The 20760-nt window shown below is 66.5% G+C and carries 15 protein-coding genes and 2 pseudogenes; 16 read left to right on the forward strand and 1 reads right to left on the reverse strand.

Going from position 1 to position 20760, the window contains the following annotated elements; translation table 11 throughout:
- Positions 1 to 74: 74 nt before the first annotated feature.
- The 6 genes and pseudogenes from AWC07_RS29260 (at position 75) to AWC07_RS29485 (ending at position 7266) form a co-directional block, all read left to right on the forward strand.
- Complete coding sequence (locus AWC07_RS29260; RefSeq protein ID WP_036412578.1) at positions 75 to 1190, forward strand: PE family protein; 1116 nt, start codon at positions 75 to 77, stop codon at positions 1188 to 1190.
- Between the two features lie 73 nt (positions 1191 to 1263).
- Positions 1264 to 2175 carry an adenylate/guanylate cyclase domain-containing protein gene (locus AWC07_RS04565; RefSeq protein WP_208622354.1) on the forward strand — a complete coding sequence of 304 codons (912 nt, stop codon included), beginning with the start codon at positions 1264 to 1266 and terminating at the stop codon, positions 2173 to 2175.
- 9 nt (positions 2176 to 2184) lie between these two features.
- Positions 2185 to 2964, forward strand: coding sequence for a rhomboid-like protein (locus AWC07_RS04570; RefSeq protein WP_036412575.1), 780 nt, complete (start codon positions 2185 to 2187; stop codon positions 2962 to 2964).
- A gap of 241 nt (positions 2965 to 3205) precedes the next feature.
- Entirely contained in the window at positions 3206 to 4249 is a 1044-nt protein-coding gene (pheS, locus tag AWC07_RS04575) for a phenylalanine--tRNA ligase subunit alpha (protein ID WP_036412574.1), read from the forward strand.
- Entirely contained in the window at positions 4249 to 6735 is a 2487-nt protein-coding gene (gene pheT / locus AWC07_RS04580; RefSeq protein WP_036412572.1) for a phenylalanine--tRNA ligase subunit beta, read from the forward strand. Before pheS ends, pheT begins: the two co-directional genes overlap by 1 nt.
- Positions 6736 to 6961: 226 nt before the next feature.
- Positions 6962 to 7266 (forward strand): annotated as a pseudogene (locus AWC07_RS29485) (PE family protein).
- Here AWC07_RS29485 and AWC07_RS27955 read toward each other — a convergent pair.
- Positions 7238 to 7504, reverse strand: a complete 267-nt coding sequence (locus tag AWC07_RS27955; RefSeq protein WP_208622355.1) for a hypothetical protein — start codon at positions 7502 to 7504, stop codon at positions 7238 to 7240. The pseudogene AWC07_RS29485 and the gene AWC07_RS27955 sit on opposite strands and share 29 nt — an antisense overlap.
- Here AWC07_RS27955 and AWC07_RS27960 point away from each other — a divergent pair.
- The 10 genes and pseudogenes from AWC07_RS27960 (at position 7503) to AWC07_RS04635 (ending at position 20698) form a co-directional block, all read left to right on the forward strand.
- Entirely contained in the window at positions 7503 to 8324 is an 822-nt protein-coding gene (locus tag AWC07_RS27960) for a hypothetical protein (RefSeq protein ID WP_208622356.1), read from the forward strand. The two genes, AWC07_RS27955 and AWC07_RS27960, sit on opposite strands and share 2 nt — an antisense overlap.
- Positions 8321 to 8605: a hypothetical protein gene (locus tag AWC07_RS27965; protein WP_208622357.1), complete on the forward strand. Its 285-nt coding sequence runs from the start codon at positions 8321 to 8323 to the stop codon at positions 8603 to 8605. The genes AWC07_RS27960 and AWC07_RS27965 overlap by 4 nt, the downstream gene beginning before the upstream one ends.
- A 1721-nt stretch (positions 8606 to 10326) precedes the next feature.
- On the forward strand, positions 10327 to 13629 hold the full coding sequence (locus AWC07_RS29275; protein ID WP_279628854.1) for a PE family protein: 3303 nt from the start codon (positions 10327 to 10329) through the stop codon (positions 13627 to 13629).
- 93 nt (positions 13630 to 13722) lie between these two features.
- A pseudogene (gene argC / locus AWC07_RS04605) lies at positions 13723 to 14782 on the forward strand (N-acetyl-gamma-glutamyl-phosphate reductase).
- Positions 14779 to 15990: a bifunctional glutamate N-acetyltransferase/amino-acid acetyltransferase ArgJ gene (gene argJ, locus AWC07_RS04610; RefSeq protein ID WP_036416403.1), complete on the forward strand. Its 1212-nt coding sequence runs from the start codon at positions 14779 to 14781 to the stop codon at positions 15988 to 15990. Before argC ends, argJ begins: the two are co-directional and overlap by 4 nt.
- Positions 15987 to 16868 carry an acetylglutamate kinase gene (gene argB, locus AWC07_RS04615; protein ID WP_036416402.1) on the forward strand — a complete coding sequence of 294 codons (882 nt, stop codon included), beginning with the start codon at positions 15987 to 15989 and terminating at the stop codon, positions 16866 to 16868. Before argJ ends, argB begins: the two co-directional genes overlap by 4 nt.
- Entirely contained in the window at positions 16865 to 18055 is a 1191-nt protein-coding gene (locus AWC07_RS04620) for an acetylornithine transaminase (RefSeq protein WP_036416400.1), read from the forward strand. The genes argB and AWC07_RS04620 overlap by 4 nt, the downstream gene beginning before the upstream one ends.
- Positions 18052 to 18978, forward strand: a complete 927-nt coding sequence (gene argF, locus AWC07_RS04625; protein WP_036416399.1) for an ornithine carbamoyltransferase — start codon at positions 18052 to 18054, stop codon at positions 18976 to 18978. The genes AWC07_RS04620 and argF overlap by 4 nt, the downstream gene beginning before the upstream one ends.
- Positions 18975 to 19475 (forward strand): arginine repressor, encoded by a 501-nt coding sequence (locus AWC07_RS04630; protein ID WP_036416411.1) that lies wholly within the window; start codon positions 18975 to 18977, stop codon positions 19473 to 19475. The genes argF and AWC07_RS04630 overlap by 4 nt, the downstream gene beginning before the upstream one ends.
- Before the next feature lie 26 nt (positions 19476 to 19501).
- A complete protein-coding gene (locus AWC07_RS04635) occupies positions 19502 to 20698 on the forward strand; it encodes an argininosuccinate synthase (RefSeq protein ID WP_036416397.1) in 1197 nt (398 codons plus the stop codon).
- Positions 20699 to 20760 lie beyond the last annotated feature (62 nt).

Consider the following 20760-nt stretch of genomic DNA (forward strand, 5'->3'; position numbering starts at 1 on the left):
TTACCGGGAGTAGAGTTTCTTCCCTGGAGACTGCTCGGTGATTTTCTTCTTGAGTCAGGCAAGGAGGCCCGGCTTTGTCGATTCTCAATGTGGTACCGGACTTTGTGAACGCGGCGGCGGGAAATTTGGCGGAAATTGGTTCCGCGATGAGCGCGGCCAATGCGGCAGCGGCCCCGCCCACGACCGGACTGGTGGCCATGGCGGCAGATCAGGTGTCGGCGGCTGTCACGGCGGAATTCGCGGCACATGCCCAGGACTATCAAGCCCTCAGCGCGAAAATGGCGGCGTTTCACGACCAGTTCGTCCGTACCCTGAGCAATGGCGCGGGTGCGTACCTCGGCGCCGAGATCGCCAATGCCGAGCAGAATCTGCTGAACGCGGTGAATGGCCCCGCCCTGTCGTTGCTGGGCCGTCCGTTGCTGGGGACCGGCGCAGGTACTGATGCACGCGCCGCGACTGCCGCCAGTGCACAGAGCGCCGGCTGGAGTGTCGGTTCGGCGCTCAGCTCGGCCACCGGTGCTGAGGTCGCCGGAACGACGGCCATCGGTGCGACGGCCACTGGTGCGACGGCCACCGGTGTCACGGCCGCCGGTGCGACTGCCATCGGTGCGACGGCCACCGGTACGACGGCCACCGTTGCGACGGGCGGCGGCGCAATGGCGCCGCCGGCCGCGAGCACTCCCGTGAGTGTTCCGCTGCTGAATACGACCACCCCGTTCGGTCCGGTGGCGCTCACCCTCAACGGGAGCCTGGACCTGACTACCTTTCAAGTCGCCTTCGACTCCGGCTCCATCGCATTACCCGCGCCGCTTGCGCTCGGCATTGATGCGTTGGGCCCGTATTACCTCGCGACGACCGCGCTACAAAATAGCGCCACAGCATTCGGCAACGCGCTATCAACCGGGAACCCCTTGGGGGCCGCCGGCGCACTATTTTTTGCTCCCGTCAACGCCGTAAACAGCTTCCTTTTCGGCCACGACACGATAACGCAGTCGATGGCGGCGCCAGCGGGGCTCGGTTACTCCGATGTGGCGTTCAGCGTTCCGGTTGGCGGGCTGCTGTCTCCGCTTCAGCCCTTCACGCTTACGCTCACGCCGACCAGCGGAACACCCACGTCGATTGTCTTGGGCGGAACACGTGTCGGCGGCCTTGTTCCCGGCTTGTTCGGGTTGTTCTCCGGCTCCTACTAGGTCGTCGATTGTTAGGACGCCGGCAGCACGACTGTGATTGCCTGGCTCAGCCGAAACCACCTACCCTTGCGGGGTGGAGGTCGGGGCTGGCGATGGGGAGCCCGGCGTGCCCGACGAGATTGCGACTGCGCTCGCGTCGTCTGCTTCGCGTCGGCGTTCTCCGGGGCAATGGCTGCGCTCCACCAACCGCAGCCCGGGCGTAGTGGCGTTCATCCGGCGGGCGCGACGGCTGCTGCCCGGCGATCCCGAATTCGGCGATCCGCTGTCCACCGCGGGTGATGGCGGTCCACGTGCCGCGGCACGGGCTGCCGGCCGGCTGCTGGGGGATCGTGATGCGGCCTCGCGTGAAGTCAGCCTGGGTGTGCTGCAACTGTGGCAGGCATTGACTGAGGCGGTTTCCCGCCGCCCGGTGAATCCCGAGGTGACGCTGGTCTTCACCGACCTGGTGGGTTTCTCGACCTGGTCGCTGGAAGCCGGTGATGATGCCACCTTGGCGCTGTTGCGCCAGGTGGCCCGGGCTGTCGAGCCCCCGCTGCTGGACGCCGGGGGCCACATCGTCAAACGGATGGGCGACGGCATCATGGCGGTGTTTCGCAATCCGGCTGTAGCCGTCCGTGCGGTGCTCGCCGCTCGGGAGGCGTTGAGCGCAGTCGAGGTGGCGGGCTACACGCCGCGGATGCGGGTCGGCATCCATACCGGCCGGCCGCAGCGACTGGCCGCTGACTGGCTCGGAGTCGACGTCAACATCGCCGCTCGCGTTATGGAACGCGCCACCAAAGGTGGCATCATGATATCGAGTCCCACCCTGGACTTGATCCCGCAAAGCGAGTTGGACGCATTGGGTGTCGTCGCCAAGCGGGCACGTCGGCCGATGTTTTCCAGCAAGCTCACCGGCATTCCACCGGACTTGGCGATTTATCGCCTCAAACCTCATAAGGAGTTGCCAGCTTTTGGTGACACTGCCGAAACGGAACAGCAGGCATAGTAGATATCGATGACTCACCGCATTTGGGGACTCTTGTACCGGCTGGGCCGGGTCCGGTTCACGGTCGGCTACCTGGCAGCTCTTGCCTCGGTCAGTGTCGCGGTCTTGATGCTCGGCCCGCATGCCCACGAGCGGGTCATTCGGCATGCCAGTACAAACCTGCACAACCTGGCACACGGGCGCCTGGGGACCCTGTGGAACAGCGCCTTCGTCATCGACGACGGGCCGCTCTACTTCTGGCTGCCTTGCCTGGCGTGTCTGCTCGCGCTCGCCGAACTGCACCTGCACACCGGGCGGTTGACCCTCGCGTTCGTCGTCGGCCATCTCGGGGCCACCTTGCTGGTGGCGGCCGCGTTGGCAGGCGCGGTCGAGTTCGGTTGGCTGCCGTGGTCGATCACCCGTGTCAGCGACGTCGGGATGAGCTACGGCGCGCTTGCGGTGGTCGGCGCGCTCACCGCGACGATCTCCCGTCGCTGGCGGCCGGCATGGATCGGCTGGTGGGCGTCGCTGGCTGTGGCGGCCGCGATCGCCGGCGGTGATTTCACCGACTCCGGCCACGCTATTTCGCTGTTGTTGGGCATGCTGGTGACCATGCGGTTCGATCGGCCGATTCGCTGGACGCCGGCACGGTATGCGTTGCTCATGGTCTCGTCCGGGTTCGGCTTTCTGCTGCTGGCTCACACCAGCTGGACATCGGTGAGCGGTTTTGCCGTGGGCGCGTTTGGCGCGGGCATGGGCTACGGGTTTGCCCGCTGGAAGACCATGCGGGTCGCACCGGCTCAAGCATGACGCGCGGCTGGGCCGGCGGCCCGGCCACCCGGTGCGTTGCCCAGTGGGCATCACCAGAACTAGCCGATCGATGACTTATGATCGGCAGTTGCGTCATACCCGTGCCGTGAACCCACCCTGCGACGATGTGAGCCCTGTCAGGGCCCACCCGCTGACCGGGTGACGGACCGAGGTGGGTGTCTCCCTCGGGGGAGAGCCAGGCAGTTATACCTAGCCTCGTCAGCAAGGAGAGTGTCGCCGCGTGGGTGAGCAACCCGTCGATCTGTCGCCGGAGGCATTGGCCAAGGCGGTCAACGCCGCGCAGCAGGCTTTTGCGCTAGCCGACAGTCTGGAGGCCCTGGCGCGCACCAAGACCCAGCACCTTGGGGACCGTTCGCCGCTGGCGCTGGCCCGGCAAGCGCTGGGCAGGTTGCCCAAGGATGAGCGTGCCGATACCGGCCAGCGAGTGAACGTCGCCCGCGGCGATGCTCAGCGCAGCTACGACGAACGTCTGGCGGCGCTGCGGGCCGAACGTGACGCGGCTGTGCTGGCCGCTGAGGGTATTGACGTCACGCTGCCGTCGACCCGGCAGCCGACCGGTGCCCGGCATCCGATCACGATCTTGGCCGAGCACATCGCGGACACCTTCATCGCTATGGGATGGGAGTTGGCCGAAGGACCAGAGGTCGAAAGCGAGCAGTTCAACTTCGATGCCCTCAACTTCCCGCCAGACCACCCCGCGCGCAGTGAGCAAGACACCTTCTACATCGCACCGGAGAATTCGCGGCAGCTGCTGCGCACCCATACGTCACCGGTACAGGTGCGCACCCTGCTGGAGCGCGAATTGCCGGTCTACATCATCTCGATCGGCCGAACCTTCCGCACCGACGAACTCGACGCCACTCACACTCCGGTGTTCCATCAGGTCGAGGGATTGGCGGTGGATCGCGGGCTGACCATGGCGCACCTGCGCGGGACGCTGGACGCCTTCGCCCGGGCCGAGTTCGGGCCGTTGGCGCGCACCCGGATCCGGCCGCACTTCTTCCCCTTCACCGAACCGTCTGCCGAGGTCGATGTGTGGTTCGCCAACAAGAAGGGTGGCGCCGACTGGGTGGAATGGGGTGGCTGCGGAATGGTGCATCCAAACGTGTTGCGGGCCGCCGGAATTGACCCGGAGACTTACTCAGGCTTCGCGTTCGGGATGGGTCTTGAGCGGACCCTGCAGTTCCGCAACGGGATTCCCGATATGCGCGACATGGTCGAGGGGGACATCCGATTCTCGTTGCCCTTCGGGGTGGGCGCCTGATGCGCGTTCCGTATAGCTGGCTGCGCGAAGTGGTTTCGGCCGGAGCGCCGGGCTGGGACGTCCCAGCCGGCGAACTCGAGCAGACGTTGGTGCGGATCGGCCACGAAGTCGAAGAGGTGACCGCACTCGGCCCGGTCGACGGCCCGCTGACCGTGGGCCGGGTGGCCGGTATCGAGGAACTCGCCGGTTTCAAGAAGCCGATCCGGGCCTGCCTGGTCGATCTCGGTGATGGCCTGCAGCACGAGATAGTCTGCGGTGCAACGAATTTCGTGATCGGCGATTTGGTGGTCGTGGCGCTACCCGGAACTATCCTGCCGGGCGGCTTTACCATCACCGCCCGCAAGACCTACGGCCGCACTTCGGCGGGAATGATCTGCTCGGCGGCCGAACTCGGTTTGGCCGCAGACCATTCCGGGATCCTGGTGCTCCCGCAGGCAACGGCCGAACCGGGAGCCGACGGTGCGGGTGTGCTCGGATTGGACGACGTGGTGTTCCATCTGGCGATTACCCCGGACCGCGGTTACTGCATGTCGGTGCGCGGCTTGGCCCGCGAGATCGCGTGCGCCTACGACCTGGATTTCGTCGACCCCGCCGAGGTCCCGGCGCTGCCGGTCGAGGGTGAGGCGTGGCCGTTGACGGTGCAGCCCGACACCGGTGTGCGCCGGTTTGCTCTGCGGCCGGTCACCGGCATCGATCCGGCCGCAGTGTCGCCCTGGTGGCTGCAGCGCCGGCTGCTGCTGTGCGGCATCCGCGCGACCTCACCGGCGGTGGACGTCACCAACTACGTGATGCTCGAGCTCGGTCACCCGATGCACGCGCACGACCGCGACCGGATCACCGGGAGCCTGGGCGTGCGGTTCGCCCGCTCCGGCGAGACCGTCGTCACCCTGGACAACATCGAGCGGCGACTCGAACCCGCCGACGTCTTGATCGTTGACGACGTCACCACCGCAGCGATCGGCGGTGTGATGGGGGCGGCCAGCACCGAGGTGCGCGCCGATTCGACCGAGGTCCTGTTGGAGGCGGCGATTTGGGATCCGGCCGCGGTGTCGCGCACCCAGCGGCGGTTGCACTTGCCCAGCGAGGCCGCCCGGCGCTATGAGCGCGCGGTCGATCCGGCCATTTCGGTGGCCGCCTTGGATCGGTGCGCTGCGCTGCTCGCTGATATCGCCGGGGGAGAAGTCGTCCCGGCCCTGACCGATTGGCGAGGTGAACCGCCGGTCGAGGATTGGTCGATGCCGCCGATCCGGATCGCCGCCGACCTGCCGGACCGCTTCGCGGGCGTGTCCTACGCCCCGGGCACGACGGCTCGGCGGCTGGCTCAAATCGGCGCCGGGGTGGTGCAAGACGACGGCGTGCTGATTGTGACGCCGCCCAGTTGGCGACCCGATCTGCTGCAGCCCGCCGACCTCGTCGAGGAGGTGATGCGACTGGAGGGGCTAGAGGTTATCCCGTCGGTGCTGCCCGCCGCGCCCGCGGGCCGCGGACTCACGGCCACCCAGCGGCGCCGTCGGGCGATCGGTAAGTCGCTGGCGCTGTCCGGCTACGTCGAGGTGCTGCCGACACCGTTTTTGCCCGCCGGCGTTTTCGACCTCTGGGGACTAGCGGCCGATGACCCTCGCCGGACCACGACCAGTGTGGTCAATCCGTTGGAAGCCGACCGTCCGCAGCTGGCCACCACGTTGTTGCCGGCCCTGCTGGAAGCGTTGGGGCGCAACGTGTCCCGCGGTCTGACCGATGTCGCGTTGTTCGCCATCGCGCAGGTGGTCCGGCCGACCGAGCAGACCCGCGGCATCGAGCTGATCCCCGTGCACCGCCGGCCCACCGAAGGCGAGATCGCCAGGCTGGACGCATCGCTGCCCCGGCAACCGCAACACGTCGCTGCGGTGCTGGCCGGGTTGCGCGAGCCTCGCGGTCCGTGGGGTCCGGGCCGCGCGGCCGAAGCCGCCGACGCTTTCGAGGCGGTGCGAATCATTGCCCGGGCCAGCGGAATTGACGTGACGCTTCGCGCGGCCCGGTACCTGCCCTGGCATCCGGGCCGCTGCGCCGAAGTGCTCGTCGGCGATACCTGCGTTGGACACGCGGGGCAGCTGCATCCGGCCGTGATCGAGCGGACGGGCCTGCCGAAGGGCACCTGCGCGATCGAGCTGAACCTCGATGCGATCCCCGTCGTGGAATCGCTGCCGGCTCCCCGGGTGTCGCCGTTCCCCGCCCTGTTTCAGGACGTCAGCCTTGTGGTGTCCGCGGATGTCCCCGCCCAGGTCGTGTTGGATGCGGTTCGCGAAGGGGCCGGCGAGTTCCTCGAGGACATTCAGTTATTCGACGTCTTCACCGGTCCGCAGATCGGCGAAGCGCGCAAGTCGCTGACCTTCGCGCTGCGGTTTCGCGCGCCCGATCGCACGCTGACCGAAGACGACGCAAGCGCGGCGCGCGACGCGGCCGTACAGCTGGCTGCGGAACGCGTCGGCGCCCTGCTGCGTCGCTGAAACTGTTGGCCGAGCATCAAGTTAGCCGAGTGGTTGGGTCCTGCCTTCGAGACGCGTGTTGGGGTCCACCGAACTATATCGGTGAAATTGTCAGGGAAAACACGGAATTCGCGCCTCGAAACGCTACCATCTGCTTTCACCGGCCGTCGCGGCGCGACGACAGCATGATCCGGGACGGGAAGTGGAGGTTGTCGGGATGTCGTTGGTGATCGCGATGCCGGAGATGATGGCTTCGGCGGCAACAGATTTGGCGAGCATCGGCTCGACGATCAGCTCGGCCAACGCGGCGGCGGCAGTGCCTACCACGGGGCTGTTGGCGGCCGGTGCCGACGAGGTCTCGGCGATATTGCGTCGCTGTTCTCCCAGCATGCCGCGGAGTATCAGGCGCTGAGCGCCCAGGTTGGGGCTTTCCACTCCCAGTTCGTGCAGACCCTCAATTCGGGTGCGGCCGCCTATGCGGGCACCGAGGCCGCCTGTGTCCAGCAGAACCTGCTCGACCTGCTTACAGTAACCAGCCCTTCCTGGCGCTGACCGGGCGTCCACTGATCGGCAGCGGCGGGGCCGGCGGCCACGGCGGCACCGCCGGGTGGTTCGGCAACGGTGGGACCGGCGGCGACGGCGGCAGCGTCAACGGCACCGGCGCCGGCGGGGCCGGCGGTAACGGTGGCAACGCCACATCCATCGGCAGCGGCGGCAACGGCGGCCTTGGCGGGTCAACCTTTGCCGCGCTCGCGGGTGCCGGCAGCGGCGGGAACGGTGGCGACGCCATGGGCCTTGTCGGTGCCGGCGGCAACGGCGGCAATTCCCCTCTTAACCTGATTACGGCTGCCAGCGGCGGCAACGGTGGCAGCGCCACGACCACGGTGATCGGCAACGGCGGCAATGGCGGCAGCGGCATCAACGGCGGCACGAACGGCACCGGCGGCACGCCCGGGCAGCTGGGCAGTCCCGGCCTAGCCGGGGGGGTGGCCCCGCCGCCTAGCACCACCAAACCGTATGAAGCCCTCGTGGCGACTACGGCCGTGAACCTGGCCAGCACGAGCGCCGCCTCTGCCGGCAGTCCAGCGCCTTTCCTGAGCCAGATCGCCGATAACGTGGACGGCTACATCCAGCTGACCGGCCAGTCACTCAGCGCCGCGGTCACCGACTTCACTGGCAATCTGTATAACTTGCCCCAACACCTGATGGCGGCTTTCTCCGACCTACTGGCGGGCAACGTCGGCGGTGCGGTGCAGCAGGTGGCGACCGGCGTGTTCGGCCTCTTTGTCGATACCTCCAGCCTGTTCACCGTGACCGGCAACTTCCCGCAACTCACCGCGGTCGTGAACGGCACCCTTGGAGACCTGCTGCCGATCCTGACCATCCCCGGCGACTCGGCGCAGAACTTCGCCAACGTAGTCAAGCTCCTTACCGACCCGACCATATCGGTGGATGTCACGAACTTCTTGGCTCCCACCCAGACCCTCAGGTTCCCGGTGGCATTAGGGCTTGAGCTGGTAGGCCCGGCGTTCTCCACAGCCGCCGCGGCCGGAAAAGTGCCACGGCATTTTCCCAAGCCGTGCAAGCCGGGAACATACCGCTGGTCTTGACCGCATTGGTAGACGCACCCGCCGTCATCGCAGATGGCTTCCTCAATGGCCAGTACGTGCTGCCCACGCCGCTGACGTTGACGGTTCCGTTTGTGGTCCCGCTGATCGGCGTCGTGCCACAAACGGTCACGCTGCAGAACAACGTCCCCTTCAACGGGATCCTGCACCCCCTCGAGCGCATCACGGCTATTGCACCGAACCCGCTCAGCGGCGGCTTGCTCAACGTCACCACCAACGGCACACAGATCGGCGGCATCGTTCCCGCTCTGCTGAACTATTGACCCCAACAGCTTGCGAACGCGATCGGGGCGTAGTTGCCGAACTGCGCGTCGCGCAAAGAGATGTAGAGGTTATGTCGCCCGCTGGTCCCGATAGGTTCCGCTGGCCGGCCCTGAAGGGACAACGCGGCCCGTGGGCCCGCCCTTCGGCATTATCCGCTCGCTGCTGGGCGTGGAGGTGGGCGATGGCGCTTCGGCCGACGAGGTGGACGCGGCTGGTGGGAGGCACGAGGCGATCCGGAAAAAGCTTGTGATCAGCCACCTTTGAGACGAGCCGATCCGCCGCAGATGGCGTCGCTTCACCTGAACTGGTCGTGGATGACCGGCCGTGGTCGTGAGCTGGCCGCCTGCGGCTGTTCCTGCGATCGCAGGAAACTGACTGCCGCAGATCGACGACGGCGTCCCTCACCGGCCCCGCCGTGCGCTCGGTGGCGCTGTGGGTCTGTCAACGCGGACCGCCACTTCGGCGTGAACTTCGGCGCTGAACTCAACAACGTTTGGGTGGATCGGTGCACTATCACCGCGCAGAACTCCGGCCCCGCCCCCGAACGCGTACCGAACTGCTGGCCGCCACCGAAACCGAGCTGACCAACGTCGCGGACAGAGCTATGCAGGGCACCCTGTCCCAATCCGCGGTGTCGGCGGACCGCAGCTATCGTCGGAAATACCAACTGGGTAACCACTTCACCGCCGACAAAACCCCACGTCAGGGCCGAAATCGCCTACCGGAATCGTTCGGTGATTGTCGCAACGACGACGAGTCAATGGCTCGAGCGCGAAGTTGCGGCGTTCGGCGACTGGCCGTATCGGCGCGAATTCGTGTGGAGGCCTCGCTTTGTGTCCGTATTAGACGCATGTCGATGGGAGCGTCCGATCATCAAATATGAATTCATCATCGCCAAATCCCTGGACGCGGATATATGTGGCTTCCCGCGGGTTCACGCGACTTTCGACCAGTGACACGCCGGCCTGCGCCTCACGTCGTGTCGCCGCGGAGGTGATTTTCCTTTGACTAATTTGTAGCTACTGACGGCATGTTGGCCAGATTTGGCAAACCACATTTGCCGCTTGGCGTGCCTGCAGCGACGTGATTGCCCGGTCCTCGCGGCGGCAGAATGCCGGGTAAGGCCAGTGGCCTTTCAATCTCAACATTCGGTGGCGGTTCTCGCCTCAGCTAACGTGGTGGCTTTACCACCCTTCGGTTGCTTACTCGCTGGAAGCGCTGCCCGCCGAACGCCTTTCGACGGTCGGGGGTTGCGACGATAATGAGCGATCCGACGACGACCGGCTTTTGAATGCATGGTGAGCGCTGTCATAGCGCTCAAATGCGTTGTTGTACAACAGGACAATAACGTGCCATCGGGCGGTGAGCAAGCTGCTGGTGGATGTGCATCGAGGGTGCGGGTGATTGCTCGTCGCGGCGGCAAGACGAGTCGCGAGCCAATCGAAATGTGCGATGGCGCAACAAGTTCGCTGTTTGAAATAACGTCGGGTACGAGCATCCTGCGCCGGACCAGCCGGGCCGCTGCCCCGAGAGGAGTTGAACTCCCTTCGGTCAAATGTTATCTCGCCGCTAATCACGTAGATAAGTTCGACCCAGTCAACTGAAAACGATCATTTTCCGTTGTTGGTGTGCCCCAGTGGATTACGTTTCTTTTTGCCGATGAGGTCGGGTCTCATCGAGTTAAACCGTTCATGTTGTGGGGGCGATGAGCATGTCATTTGTGAACGCTGTGCCCGAGGTTGTCCAAGCGGCAGCCCAGGATCTCGCAGGTATTCGCTTGGTGCTAGAAGAAGCCACCGCAGCAGCGGCGGCTCCCACTACTGCGTTGGCAGCAGCGGGCGAAGATGAGGTATCAGCTGCAATCGCAGCACTATTCGGCACCTTCGGCCAGGAGTACCAAGCCATCAGCGCCCAGGCGTCGGCGTTTCATGCCGACTTCGTCAAGCTGTTGAGCGGTGCCGCGTCTTCGTACGTCGAAGCCGAGGTGGCGAATGCTGTTTCAGTCCTCACCGGCCAAAATGCCGCTGCTGCAGTGGGCGGCGGGCTCAACGGCGGTCTGACCGCCGCCTTCAATGGTGAACTGGCTCTGCAGGCTGCCAACTCGCTCGCGACCGCATTTGGTGCCGGAGCTTCCGGTCTCGCCCTGCAGACCGGAGGAGCCATCGTGTCTGGTATCGGCACGGGGTTGGTTCAGACGGGCGAAGTCATCATGGCGGCCGGCCATTCCCTGCAGAATTTCGGCGTTCTCATGTCGGGCGTCGGCGCTGGGTTGAGCGCCCAGGCAAGTGCCGCCCTGAACCAGGCACTGACGTTGGGCGGGTCATTGAGCGCTCAACTCGGCGCGTCGCTGTCAGGAAGCCTCGACCTTGGCTTTCCGGAGCTGATCGCGGCATTCAACGGCGGCTTGACCGGACTGATCCAAACAGGACAAACCCTGACTGGGAACGTGCTCATAGGCTTCAGCAGCGGGCTTAGTGGGCTGATCCAAACGGGGGGAACCGTATTGGCAAACTTCGGCGGCAGCTTGCCGGAGCTTGCCGCCAACCTCAATGCTGCGTTCTCGGCGACTTTGGGTGGTTCGTTGCCGACGTTGCTGGCGGCAGTCAACGGTGGTGTGACGGGGTTGCTTCAGACTGGTCAGTCGCTGGCGACGAGCTTGGCGGGCAGCTTCGGTGGTGGCCTGAGCGGGCTGATTCAAACGGGTGAGAGTCTTGTTGCCGGCTTGGCCGGTGGGTTGAGTGTGCCGGCTATGGCCGCGCAGTTGTCGGCGGTGTTGCAGGCCAGCCTGGGCGGATCGTTCCCGCAGCTGGTGGCCGCGCTCAATGGTGGGCTGCGCGGGGTCGTCGAGCTGGGCCAGACGTTCGCTGCGAGTTTGGCCGCTGGCTTCAACGCTCCGGCGTTGGCCGCGCAACTGTCGGCGATGTTGCAGGCCAGCCTGGGCGGGTCGTTGCCGCAGCTGGTGGCCGCGCTCAACGGGGGCCTGCACGGGTTGGTGGAGGTGGGGCAGAACTTCACGGTCGCGCTGAGCGCGGTGCTCAATGCTCCGGCGGTGGTGGCCGCCCTCAATGGTGGGTTGCGCGGACTTGTCGAGTTGGGCCAAAGTTTCGTCGCGACCTTGACCGGCGGGTTGAGCATGCCGGCGTTGGCCGCGCAATTGTCGGCGATGTTGCAGGCCAGTCTGGGCGGGTCGTTGCCGCAGCTGGTGGCCGCGCTCAACGGGGGCCTGCGTGGGTTGGTGGAGTTGGGGCAGAACTTTGCGGTCGCGTTGAGCGCGGTGCTCAATGCTCCGGCGGTGGTGGCCGCCCTCAATGGTGGGTTGCGCGGACTTGTCGAGTTGGGCCAAAGTTTCGTCGCGACCTTGACCGGCGGGTTGAGCATGCCGGCGTTGGCCGCGCAATTGTCGGCGATGTTGCAGGCCAGCCTGGGCGGGTCGTTGCCGCAGCTGGTGGCCGCGCTCAACGGGGGCCTGCGTGGGTTGGTGGAGTTGGGGCAGAACTTTGCGGTCGCGTTGAGCGCGGTGCTCAATGCTCCGGCGGTGGTGGCCGCCCTCAATGGTGGGCTGCGCGGACTTGTCGAGTTGGGTCAAAGTTTTGCCGCGACCTTGACCGGCGGGTTGAGCATGCCGGCGTTGGCCGCGCAATTGAGCGCAGTGTTGCAGGCCAGCCTGGGCGGGTCGTTCCCGCAGCTGGTGGCCGCGCTCAACGGGGGCCTGCACGGGTTGGTGGAGGTGGGGCAGAACTTCACGATCGCGCTGAGCGCGGTGCTCAATGCTCCGGCGGTGGTGGCCGCCCTCAATGGTGGGCTGCGCGGCCTCGTCGAGTTGGGTCAAAGTTTTGCCGCGACCTTGACCGGCGGGTTGAGCATGCCGGCGTTGGCCGCGCAACTGAGCGCAGTGTTGCAGGCCAGCCTGGGCGGGTCGTTGCCGCAGCTGGTGGCCGCGCTCAACGGGGGCCTGCACGGGTTGGTGGAGGTGGGGCAGAACTTCACGGTCGCGCTGAGCGCGGTGCTCAATGCTCCGGCGGTGGTGGCCGCCCTCAATGGTGGGCTGCGCGGCCTCGTCGAGCTGGGCCAGACCTTCGCCGCGAGTTTGGCCGCTGGCTTCAACGCTCCGGCGTTGGCCGCGCAACTGAGCGCGGTGTTGCAGGCCAGCCTGGGCGGGTCGTTCCCGCAGCTGGTGGCCGCCCTCAATGGTGGTCTCAGCGGGCTAATCCAGACCGGCCAGTCGTTGGCGGCCAGCTTGGTCGGCAATTTCGGTGGCGGGTTGAATGCCCTGATCCAGACCGGCCAGACGTTCGCGGCCAGCTTGGCGGGCAGCTTCAACGCTCCCGCGTTGGCCGCGCAACTGTCGGCGGTGTTGCAGGCCAGCCTGGGCGGGTCGTTGCCGCAGCTGGTGGCCGCGCTCAACGGCGGGCTCAACGGGTTGATTCAAACCGGACAGAACCTGGTTGGCAGCCTGGGAGTGGCCTTCGGTGGAAGCTTGCCGGAGCTAGCGGCGAGGCTGTCCGCGGCCCTGTCGGCGGGCTTAAGCGGCAGCCTGTCGGTGGAACTCAGTGCGGCTCTGGCTACGAGCATCAACGGCGCATTGTCCGCATTGGGGTCTGGGCTGGTACAGACCGGTGGAACTCTGGCGGGCGGTCTCGGTGCTGGGCTGTCGGGTCTCATCGGCACGGGCCAAGTGCTCGCCGGCAGTTTCGGTTCAAGCGCTTCCGGACTACTGCGGACGGGCGAAGCCCTCCTGGCTATTTGGGAGAATGCCGCGGCGCAGATCGGCGGTGCGCTCGACGGCGCCATAGAGGCAAGCCTCGGCGTCGGGTTTCCGGGGCTGTCCCAAGTCGCTCTGACGCTTGCCACAGGTATCGCCAACTCAACCGCCGGACTCGCCCAAACCGGCGGGGTCATCCTGACGGCTTTGGACAACGCATCTCTTGGGCTCGCTGCCAATATCGGCGCTGCCCTGGCCAACCTTCAACTCGCCATCCAGGCGGCGTTGAACGCGAGCCTCGGTGTTCAGGTCGGTTCCTAGTAGCCCAACGGCGATGTGGTACGCCTCCAACCCTGGCCGCAGCAGCACCCAGCCGAGACACCTCAGAATGGATTTGCAAACATCTGCATAACCATGCAGAATCGGCCTAATGGCCGATGTGACAAAGGTGGCGGTTGCCGGTGCCAGCGGCTACGCAGGCGGTGAGATCCTGCGCCTGTTGCTCGGGCATCCGGCCCACATCGCCGGGCGGTTGACGATCGGCGCGTTGACCGCCGCGGGCAGCGCGGGCAGCGCGCTGGGTGAACACCACCCACACCTGGTGCCGTTGGCCGAACGAATTCTCGAACCCACCGAGCGCAACGTGCTCGACAACCACGACGTGGTGTTCCTCGCTCTGCCACACGGATATTCGGCGGCGCTGGCCGCGCAACTCAAGCCAGAGACCCTGATCGTCGACTGCGGGGCGGACTTCCGGCTTACGGACGCGGCGGCCTGGGAGCGGTTCTACGGATCCCCGCACGCCGGGAGCTGGCCCTACGGTCTACCGGAGTTGCCGGGTGCGCGCGAGCAGCTCAAAGGTGCACGCCGCGTCGCCGTTCCCGGGTGTTACCCCACCGCTGCGTTGCTGGCCCTGCTTCCCGCCGTGGCCGAGGATCTGATCGAGCCGGCGGTGACCGTCGTCGCCGTCAGTGGAACATCAGGGGCGGGCCGCGCGGCCAAGACGGACTTACTCGGATCGGAAGTCATCGGGTCGGCTCGGGCCTACAACATTGCCGGTGCCCATCGGCACACCCCGGAAATCGCGCAGGGGCTGCGCGCGGTCACCGGCCGCGACATCACGGTGTCGTTCACCCCCGTCCTGATTCCCACCTCGCGCGGCATTTTGGCCACCTGCACCGCGCGCACCCGCTCGCCGATCGCCCAAGTGCGAGCGGCCTACGAAAAGGCTTACGATGCTGAGCCATTCATCCATCTGCTGCCCGAGGGCCAGTTGCCCCGAACGGGGGCGGTGATCGGCAGCAACGCCGCGCATATTGCCGTAGCTGTGGACGAGGACGCCCAGACGTTGGTGGCGCTGGCCGCGATCGACAACCTGGTCAAAGGGACAGCCGGCGCCGCGGTCCAGTCGATGAACCTGGCGCTGGGCTGGCCGGAAACCGACGGCCTTTCGGTGGTAGGCGTGGCGCCGTGACCGAAACACCCACCGCCACAAGGCTGCTGCGTGCTCAAGGCGTGACCGCGCCGGCCGGCTTCCGGGCCGCCGGCATCGCCGCCGGAATCAAAGCATCCGGCGCCCCCGACCTCGCGCTGGTCTTCAACGAAGGCCCCGACTATGCCGCGGCCGGCGTCTTCACCCGAAACAAGGTCAAGGCCGCGCCGGTGTTGTGGACCCAGCAGGTATTGACCACCGGCCAGTTGCGCGCGGTGATCCTCAACTCCGGCGGCGCCAACGCCTGTACCGGGCCGGGCGGCTTTCAGGACACCCATGCCACCGCCGAAGCGGTAGCCGCCGCGCTGTCGGACTGGGGAACCGAAACCGGGGCCATTGAAGTCGCCGTCTGCTCCACCGGCCTGATCGGCGACCGGCTGCCGATGGACAAGGTGCTCAACGGCGTTCGCGACATCGTGCATGAGATGCACGGCGGGCTGACCGGCGGCGACGACGCCGCACACGCCATCATGACCACCGACTCCGTGCCCAAACAGGTTGCGCTGCACCACCAGAAGTGGACGGTCGGCGGGATGGCCAAGGGTGCGGGCATGCTGGCGCCGTCGCTGGCCACCATGCTGTGCGTGCTCACCACCGACGCGGTCGCCGAACCCGCGGCGCTCGATCACGCGCTGCGCCGAGCCGCCGCTCGCACCTTCGACCGACTCGACATCGACGGCAGCTGTTCCACCAACGACACGGTACTGCTGCTGGCTTCGGGAGCCAGCGAATTCACGCCGTCGCAAGCCGACCTCGACGACGCGGTGCTGCGGGTCTGCGACGACCTGTGCGCTCAACTGCAAGCCGACGCCGAAGGCGTCACCAAGCGCGTCACCGTGACGGTAGAAGGAGCGACCAGCGAAGACGACGCGCTGACGGCCGCCCGGGTCATCGCCCGCGACAGCCTGGTCAAGACCGCGGTGTTCGGATCGGACCCGAACTGGGGCCGAGTGTTGGCCGCCGTCGGAATGGCACCAATCACCCTCGACCCCAATCGAATCAGCGTGTCGTTCAACGGCGCAGCCGTCTGTATCGACGGAGTCGGTGTTCCTGGAGCACGCGAGGTGGACCTGTCGGCACCCGACATCGACATCACCGTCGACTTAAATATCGGCGACGCGCAGGCCGCCGTCCGGACCACCGACCTGTCGTACGCCTACGTCGAAGAGAACTCGGCCTACAGCTCATGACCATCGAGGCACTGACCACTCAGGTCAAGGCGCAGGTGCTGGCCGAAGCCCTGCCCTGGCTGAAGCAGTTGCACGGCAAGATCATTGTGATCAAGTACGGCGGCAACGCGATGATCGACGACACGCTACGGCAGGCATTCGCCGCGGACATGGCATTTCTGCGCAATTGCGGGATCCACCCGGTCGTGGTGCACGGCGGGGGACCGCAGATCAGCGCGATGCTGCGGCGGCTGGGCATCGAAGGTGACTTCAAGGGCGGATTCCGGGTCACCACACCGGAAGTGCTCGACGTGGCGCGCATGGTGCTGTTCGGCCAGGTGGGCCGCGAGCTGGTGAACCTGATCAACGCGCACGGCCCCTATGCCGTGGGAATCACCGGTGAGGATGCGCAACTGTTCACCGCGGTGCGGCGCAGCGTCACCGTCGACGGCGTGGCCACCGACATCGGCCTGGTCGGCGACGTTGACAAGGTGAACACCGATGCGGTGGTGGATCTCATTGGTGCACGCCGGATTCCGGTGGTCTCGACACTGGCGCCCGACGCCGACGGTGTGGTACACAACATCAACGCCGACACGGCTGCGGCGGCATTGGCCGAAGCCCTGGGAGCCGAAAAGCTGCTCATGCTTACCGATGTCGAGGGCCTGTACACCAGCTGGCCGGACCGCAATTCCTTGGTCAGCGAAATCGACACGGCCACACTGGCGCAACTGCTGCCCACCCTGGAAGCGGGCATGATCCCCAAGATCGAGGCTTGTCTGCGAGCCGTCGACGGCGGCGTGCCCAGCGCACACGTCATCGACGGCCGGGTCAAACACTGTGTGTTGGTCGAGCTGTTCACCAACGAGGGCACCGGCACCAAGGTGGTGGGCGGGTGACGCAAACCGAAAGCATGCAACAACGGTGGCAGGCCGTGATGATGAACAACTACGGCACGCCGCCGATAGCGCTGGCCAGCGGCGACGGCGCTGTGGTGACCGACGTGGACGGCAAAACCTACGTCGACCTGCTCGGCGGCATCGCGGTCAACGTTTTGGGCCATCGCCACCCGGCGGTTATCGAAGCTGTCACGCACCAGCTTTCGACGCTGGGCCACACCTCAAACCTGTATGCCACCGAACCAGGGGTCGCACTGGCCGAGGAGCTGGTGGCACTGCTGGGCGCCGAAACCCGAGCACGAGTATTCTTCTGCAACTCCGGGACCGAGGCCAACGAGTTGGCATTCAAGCTGTCCCGGCTCACCGGCCGCACGAAACTGGTTGCCGCCCAAGAAGCGTTCCACGGCAGGACGATGGGTTCGCTGGCCCTCACCGGGCAGCCGGCCAAGCAGGCGCCTTTTGAGCCGTTGCCGGGCTACGTCACTCACGTGCCGTACGGCGATGCCGACGCATTGGCCGCCGCGGTCGACGACGGCACCGCCGCAGTATTTCTCGAGCCGATCATGGGGGAGAGCGGTGTGGTCGTCCCGCCCGCGGGCTACCTGGCGGCCGCCCGCGACATCACTTCACGGCACGGCGCCTTGCTGGTGCTGGACGAGGTGCAAACCGGAATCGGCCGCACCGGCGCCTTTTACGCCCACCAGCACGACGGCATCACCCCGGACGTGGTGACCCTGGCCAAGGGGCTCGGGGGCGGGCTGCCGATCGGGGCGTGCCTGGCCGTCGGGCCGGCCGCGGAGCTGATGACCCCCGGCCTGCACGGCAGCACCTTCGGCGGCAACCCGGTATGCACCGCGGCGGCCCTGGCCGTGCTGCGAACACTGGCGACCGGGGACCTGGTGCGCCGCGCCGACGTACTCGGCAAAACGCTGAGGCAGGGCATCGAATCGCTGGGCCACCCGCTGGTCGACCAGGTCCGGGGCCGCGGACTCCTGCTGGGCATCGTGTTGACGGCCCAGCAGGCCAAAACCGCCGAAGCGGCCGCCCGCGACGCCGGTTACCTGGTCAACGCCGCCGCGCCCGACGTCATCCGGCTGGCGCCGCCGCTGATCATCAGCGAAGCCCAGCTCGACGGCTTCGTCGCCGCGCTGCCGGGCATCCTCGACACCGCCGGAGCACCGACATGACCAGACATTTCCTGCGCGACGACGACCTGTCGCCCGCCGAGCAGGCCGAGGTCCTCGAGCTTGCCGCGGAACTGAAGAAGGATCCATTCAGCCGCCGGCCGCTTCAGGGGCCGCGCGGAGTAGCGGTCATCTTCGACAAGAACTCCACCCGCACCCGCTTCTCCTTCGAAGTGGGCATCGCGCAACTTGGCGGGCACGCCGTCGTCGTCGATGCCAAGAGCACCCAGCTGGGCCGCGACGAAACCCTGCAGGACACCGCAAAAGTGTTGTCCCGCTTCGTCGATGCCATTGTCTGGCGGACGTTCGGTCAAGACCGCCTCGACGCCATGGCCGCAGCTGCGACGGTGCCCGTCATCAATGGGCTTTCGGATGAGTTCCACCCCTGCCAGGTGCTCGCCGATCTGCAGACCATCGCCGAGCGCAAAGGGTCACTGCGCGGCCTGCGCCTGTCCTACTTCGGTGACGGCGCCAACAACATGGCCCACTCGTTGCTGCTCGGCGGGGTCACCGCGGGCATCCACGTCACTGTCGCCGCACCCGAAGGCTTTGCGCCGGATCGCAACGTGCTGAGCGCCGCCGAAATGCGCGCCGGGTCGACCGGCGCCTCGGTGACGGTGACCGCCGACGCTGAGGCCGCCGCCGTCGGCGCCGACGTCCTGGTGACCGATACCTGGACGTCGATGGGACAGGAGAACGACGGGGTGGATCGCGTCAAACCGTTCCGCCGGTTCCAGGTCAACGAGCGACTACTGGGTCTGGCCGACTCGGAAGCCGTTGTGCTGCATTGCCTTCCGGCACATCGTGGCGACGAGATCACCGATCAGGTGATGGACGGCCCGGCCAGCGCGGTCTGGGACGAGGCCGAGAATCGGTTGCATGCCCAGAAAGCGCTGTTGGTGTGGCTGCTGGAGCGGTCGCGATGACCCGCGACGGCGGATCCAAGGCCACACCGGAAGTCACCCGCGCCGGTCGGCAGGCGCGCATCGTGGCCATCTTGTCGACGCAGTCGGTCAGCAGCCAGAGCGAACTGGCCGGGTTGTTGGCCGCCGAAGGCGTCGAGGTCACCCAGGCCACCTTGTCGCGCGACCTCGAAGAGCTGGGCGCGGTCAAGCTGCGCGGCGCCGACGGCGGCGTCGGAGTCTACGTGGTTCCCGAAGACGGCAGCCCGGTGCGCGGGGTCACCGGGGGCACCGGACGCCTGTCTAGGCTGCTGGGCGAGCTGCTGGTGTCCACCGACGCCAGCGCCAACCTGGCGGTGCTGCGCACTCCGCCGGGCGGCGCCCACTACCTGGCCAGCGCGATCGATCGCGCGGCGCTACCCTACGTCGTCGGCACCATCGCCGGTGATGACACCGTGTTCGTGGCCGCCCGCGAGCCGATGACCGGCGCGGAGCTGGCATCGGCTTTGGAAAGGCTTTGAAAAACCTGAAATAGAGGAGTTGGTTCATGTCAGAGCGAGTCATCCTGGCATATTCCGGCGGTCTGGACACCTCGGTGGCCATCAGCTGGATCGGCAAGGAGACCGGCCGTGAGGTCGTGGCGGTGGCGATCGACCTTGGCCAGGGTGGCGAGGACATGGAGGTGGTGCGGCAGCGGGCGCTGGACTGCGGCGCCGTCGAGGCCGTCGTCGTCGATGCCCGCGACGAGTTCGCCGAGGGCTACTGCCTGCCGACGATCCTGAACAACGCGCTCTACATGGACCGCTACCCCTTGGTGTCGGCGATCAGCCGGCCGTTGATCGTCAAGCATCTGGTTGCGGCCGCACGCGAGCACGGCGGCGGCATCGTCGCGCACGGCTGCACCGGCAAAGGCAACGACCAGGTTCGCTTCGAAGTCGGATTCGCTTCACTGGCACCGGATTTGGAGGTGCTGGCGCCGGTCCGTGACTATGCCTGGACCCGGGAGAAGGCGATCGCGTTCGCTGAAGAAAACGCCATCCCGATCAATGTCACCAAACGTTCACCGTTTTCCATCGACCAGAATGTCTGGGGCCGCGCGGTGGAGACCGGCTTTCTGGAGCACTTGTGGAATGCCCCCACCAAGGACGTCTACGCCTACACCGAAGACCCCACGGTCAACTGGAACACTCCCGACGAGGTGATCGTCGGATTCGAAAAAGGCGTACCGGTGTCGATCGACGGCCGATCGGTGTCGGTGTTGCAGGCCATCGAAGAACTCAACCGCCGCGCCGGTGCACAAGGTGTCGGCCGGCTCGATGTGGTCGAAGACCGGTTGGTCGGCATCAAGAGCCGCGAGATCTACGAGGCCCCGGGTGCGATGGTGCTCATCACCGCGCACACCGAGCTGGAGCACGTGACATTGGAACGCGAGCTGGGCCGGTTCAAGCGTCAGACCGATCAGCGCTGGGCCGAGCTGGTGTACGACGGGCTATGGTATTCGCCGCTGAAGATCGCGCTGGAAAGCTTCGTCGCCAAGACCCAGGAGCACGTGTCCGGCGAGGTCCGCATGGTGTTGCACGGCGGCCACATCGCGGTCAACGGGCGGCGCAGCGCCGAATCCCTCTACGACTTCAACCTGGCCACCTACGACGAGGGCGACAGCTTCGACCAGTCGGCCGCCCGCGGATTCGTCTACGTGCACGGGCTGTCGTCCAAGCTGTCCGCCCGCCGGGATCTGCGGTGACGGGCCGTCGGCGCGAGTGTGAATTGTGCGACGCGACACGCCGCCGAGGCGTCGCCAGATGC

This window comes from Mycobacterium gastri, assembly GCF_002102175.1.
Lineage (GTDB): Bacteria > Actinomycetota > Actinomycetes > Mycobacteriales > Mycobacteriaceae > Mycobacterium > Mycobacterium gastri.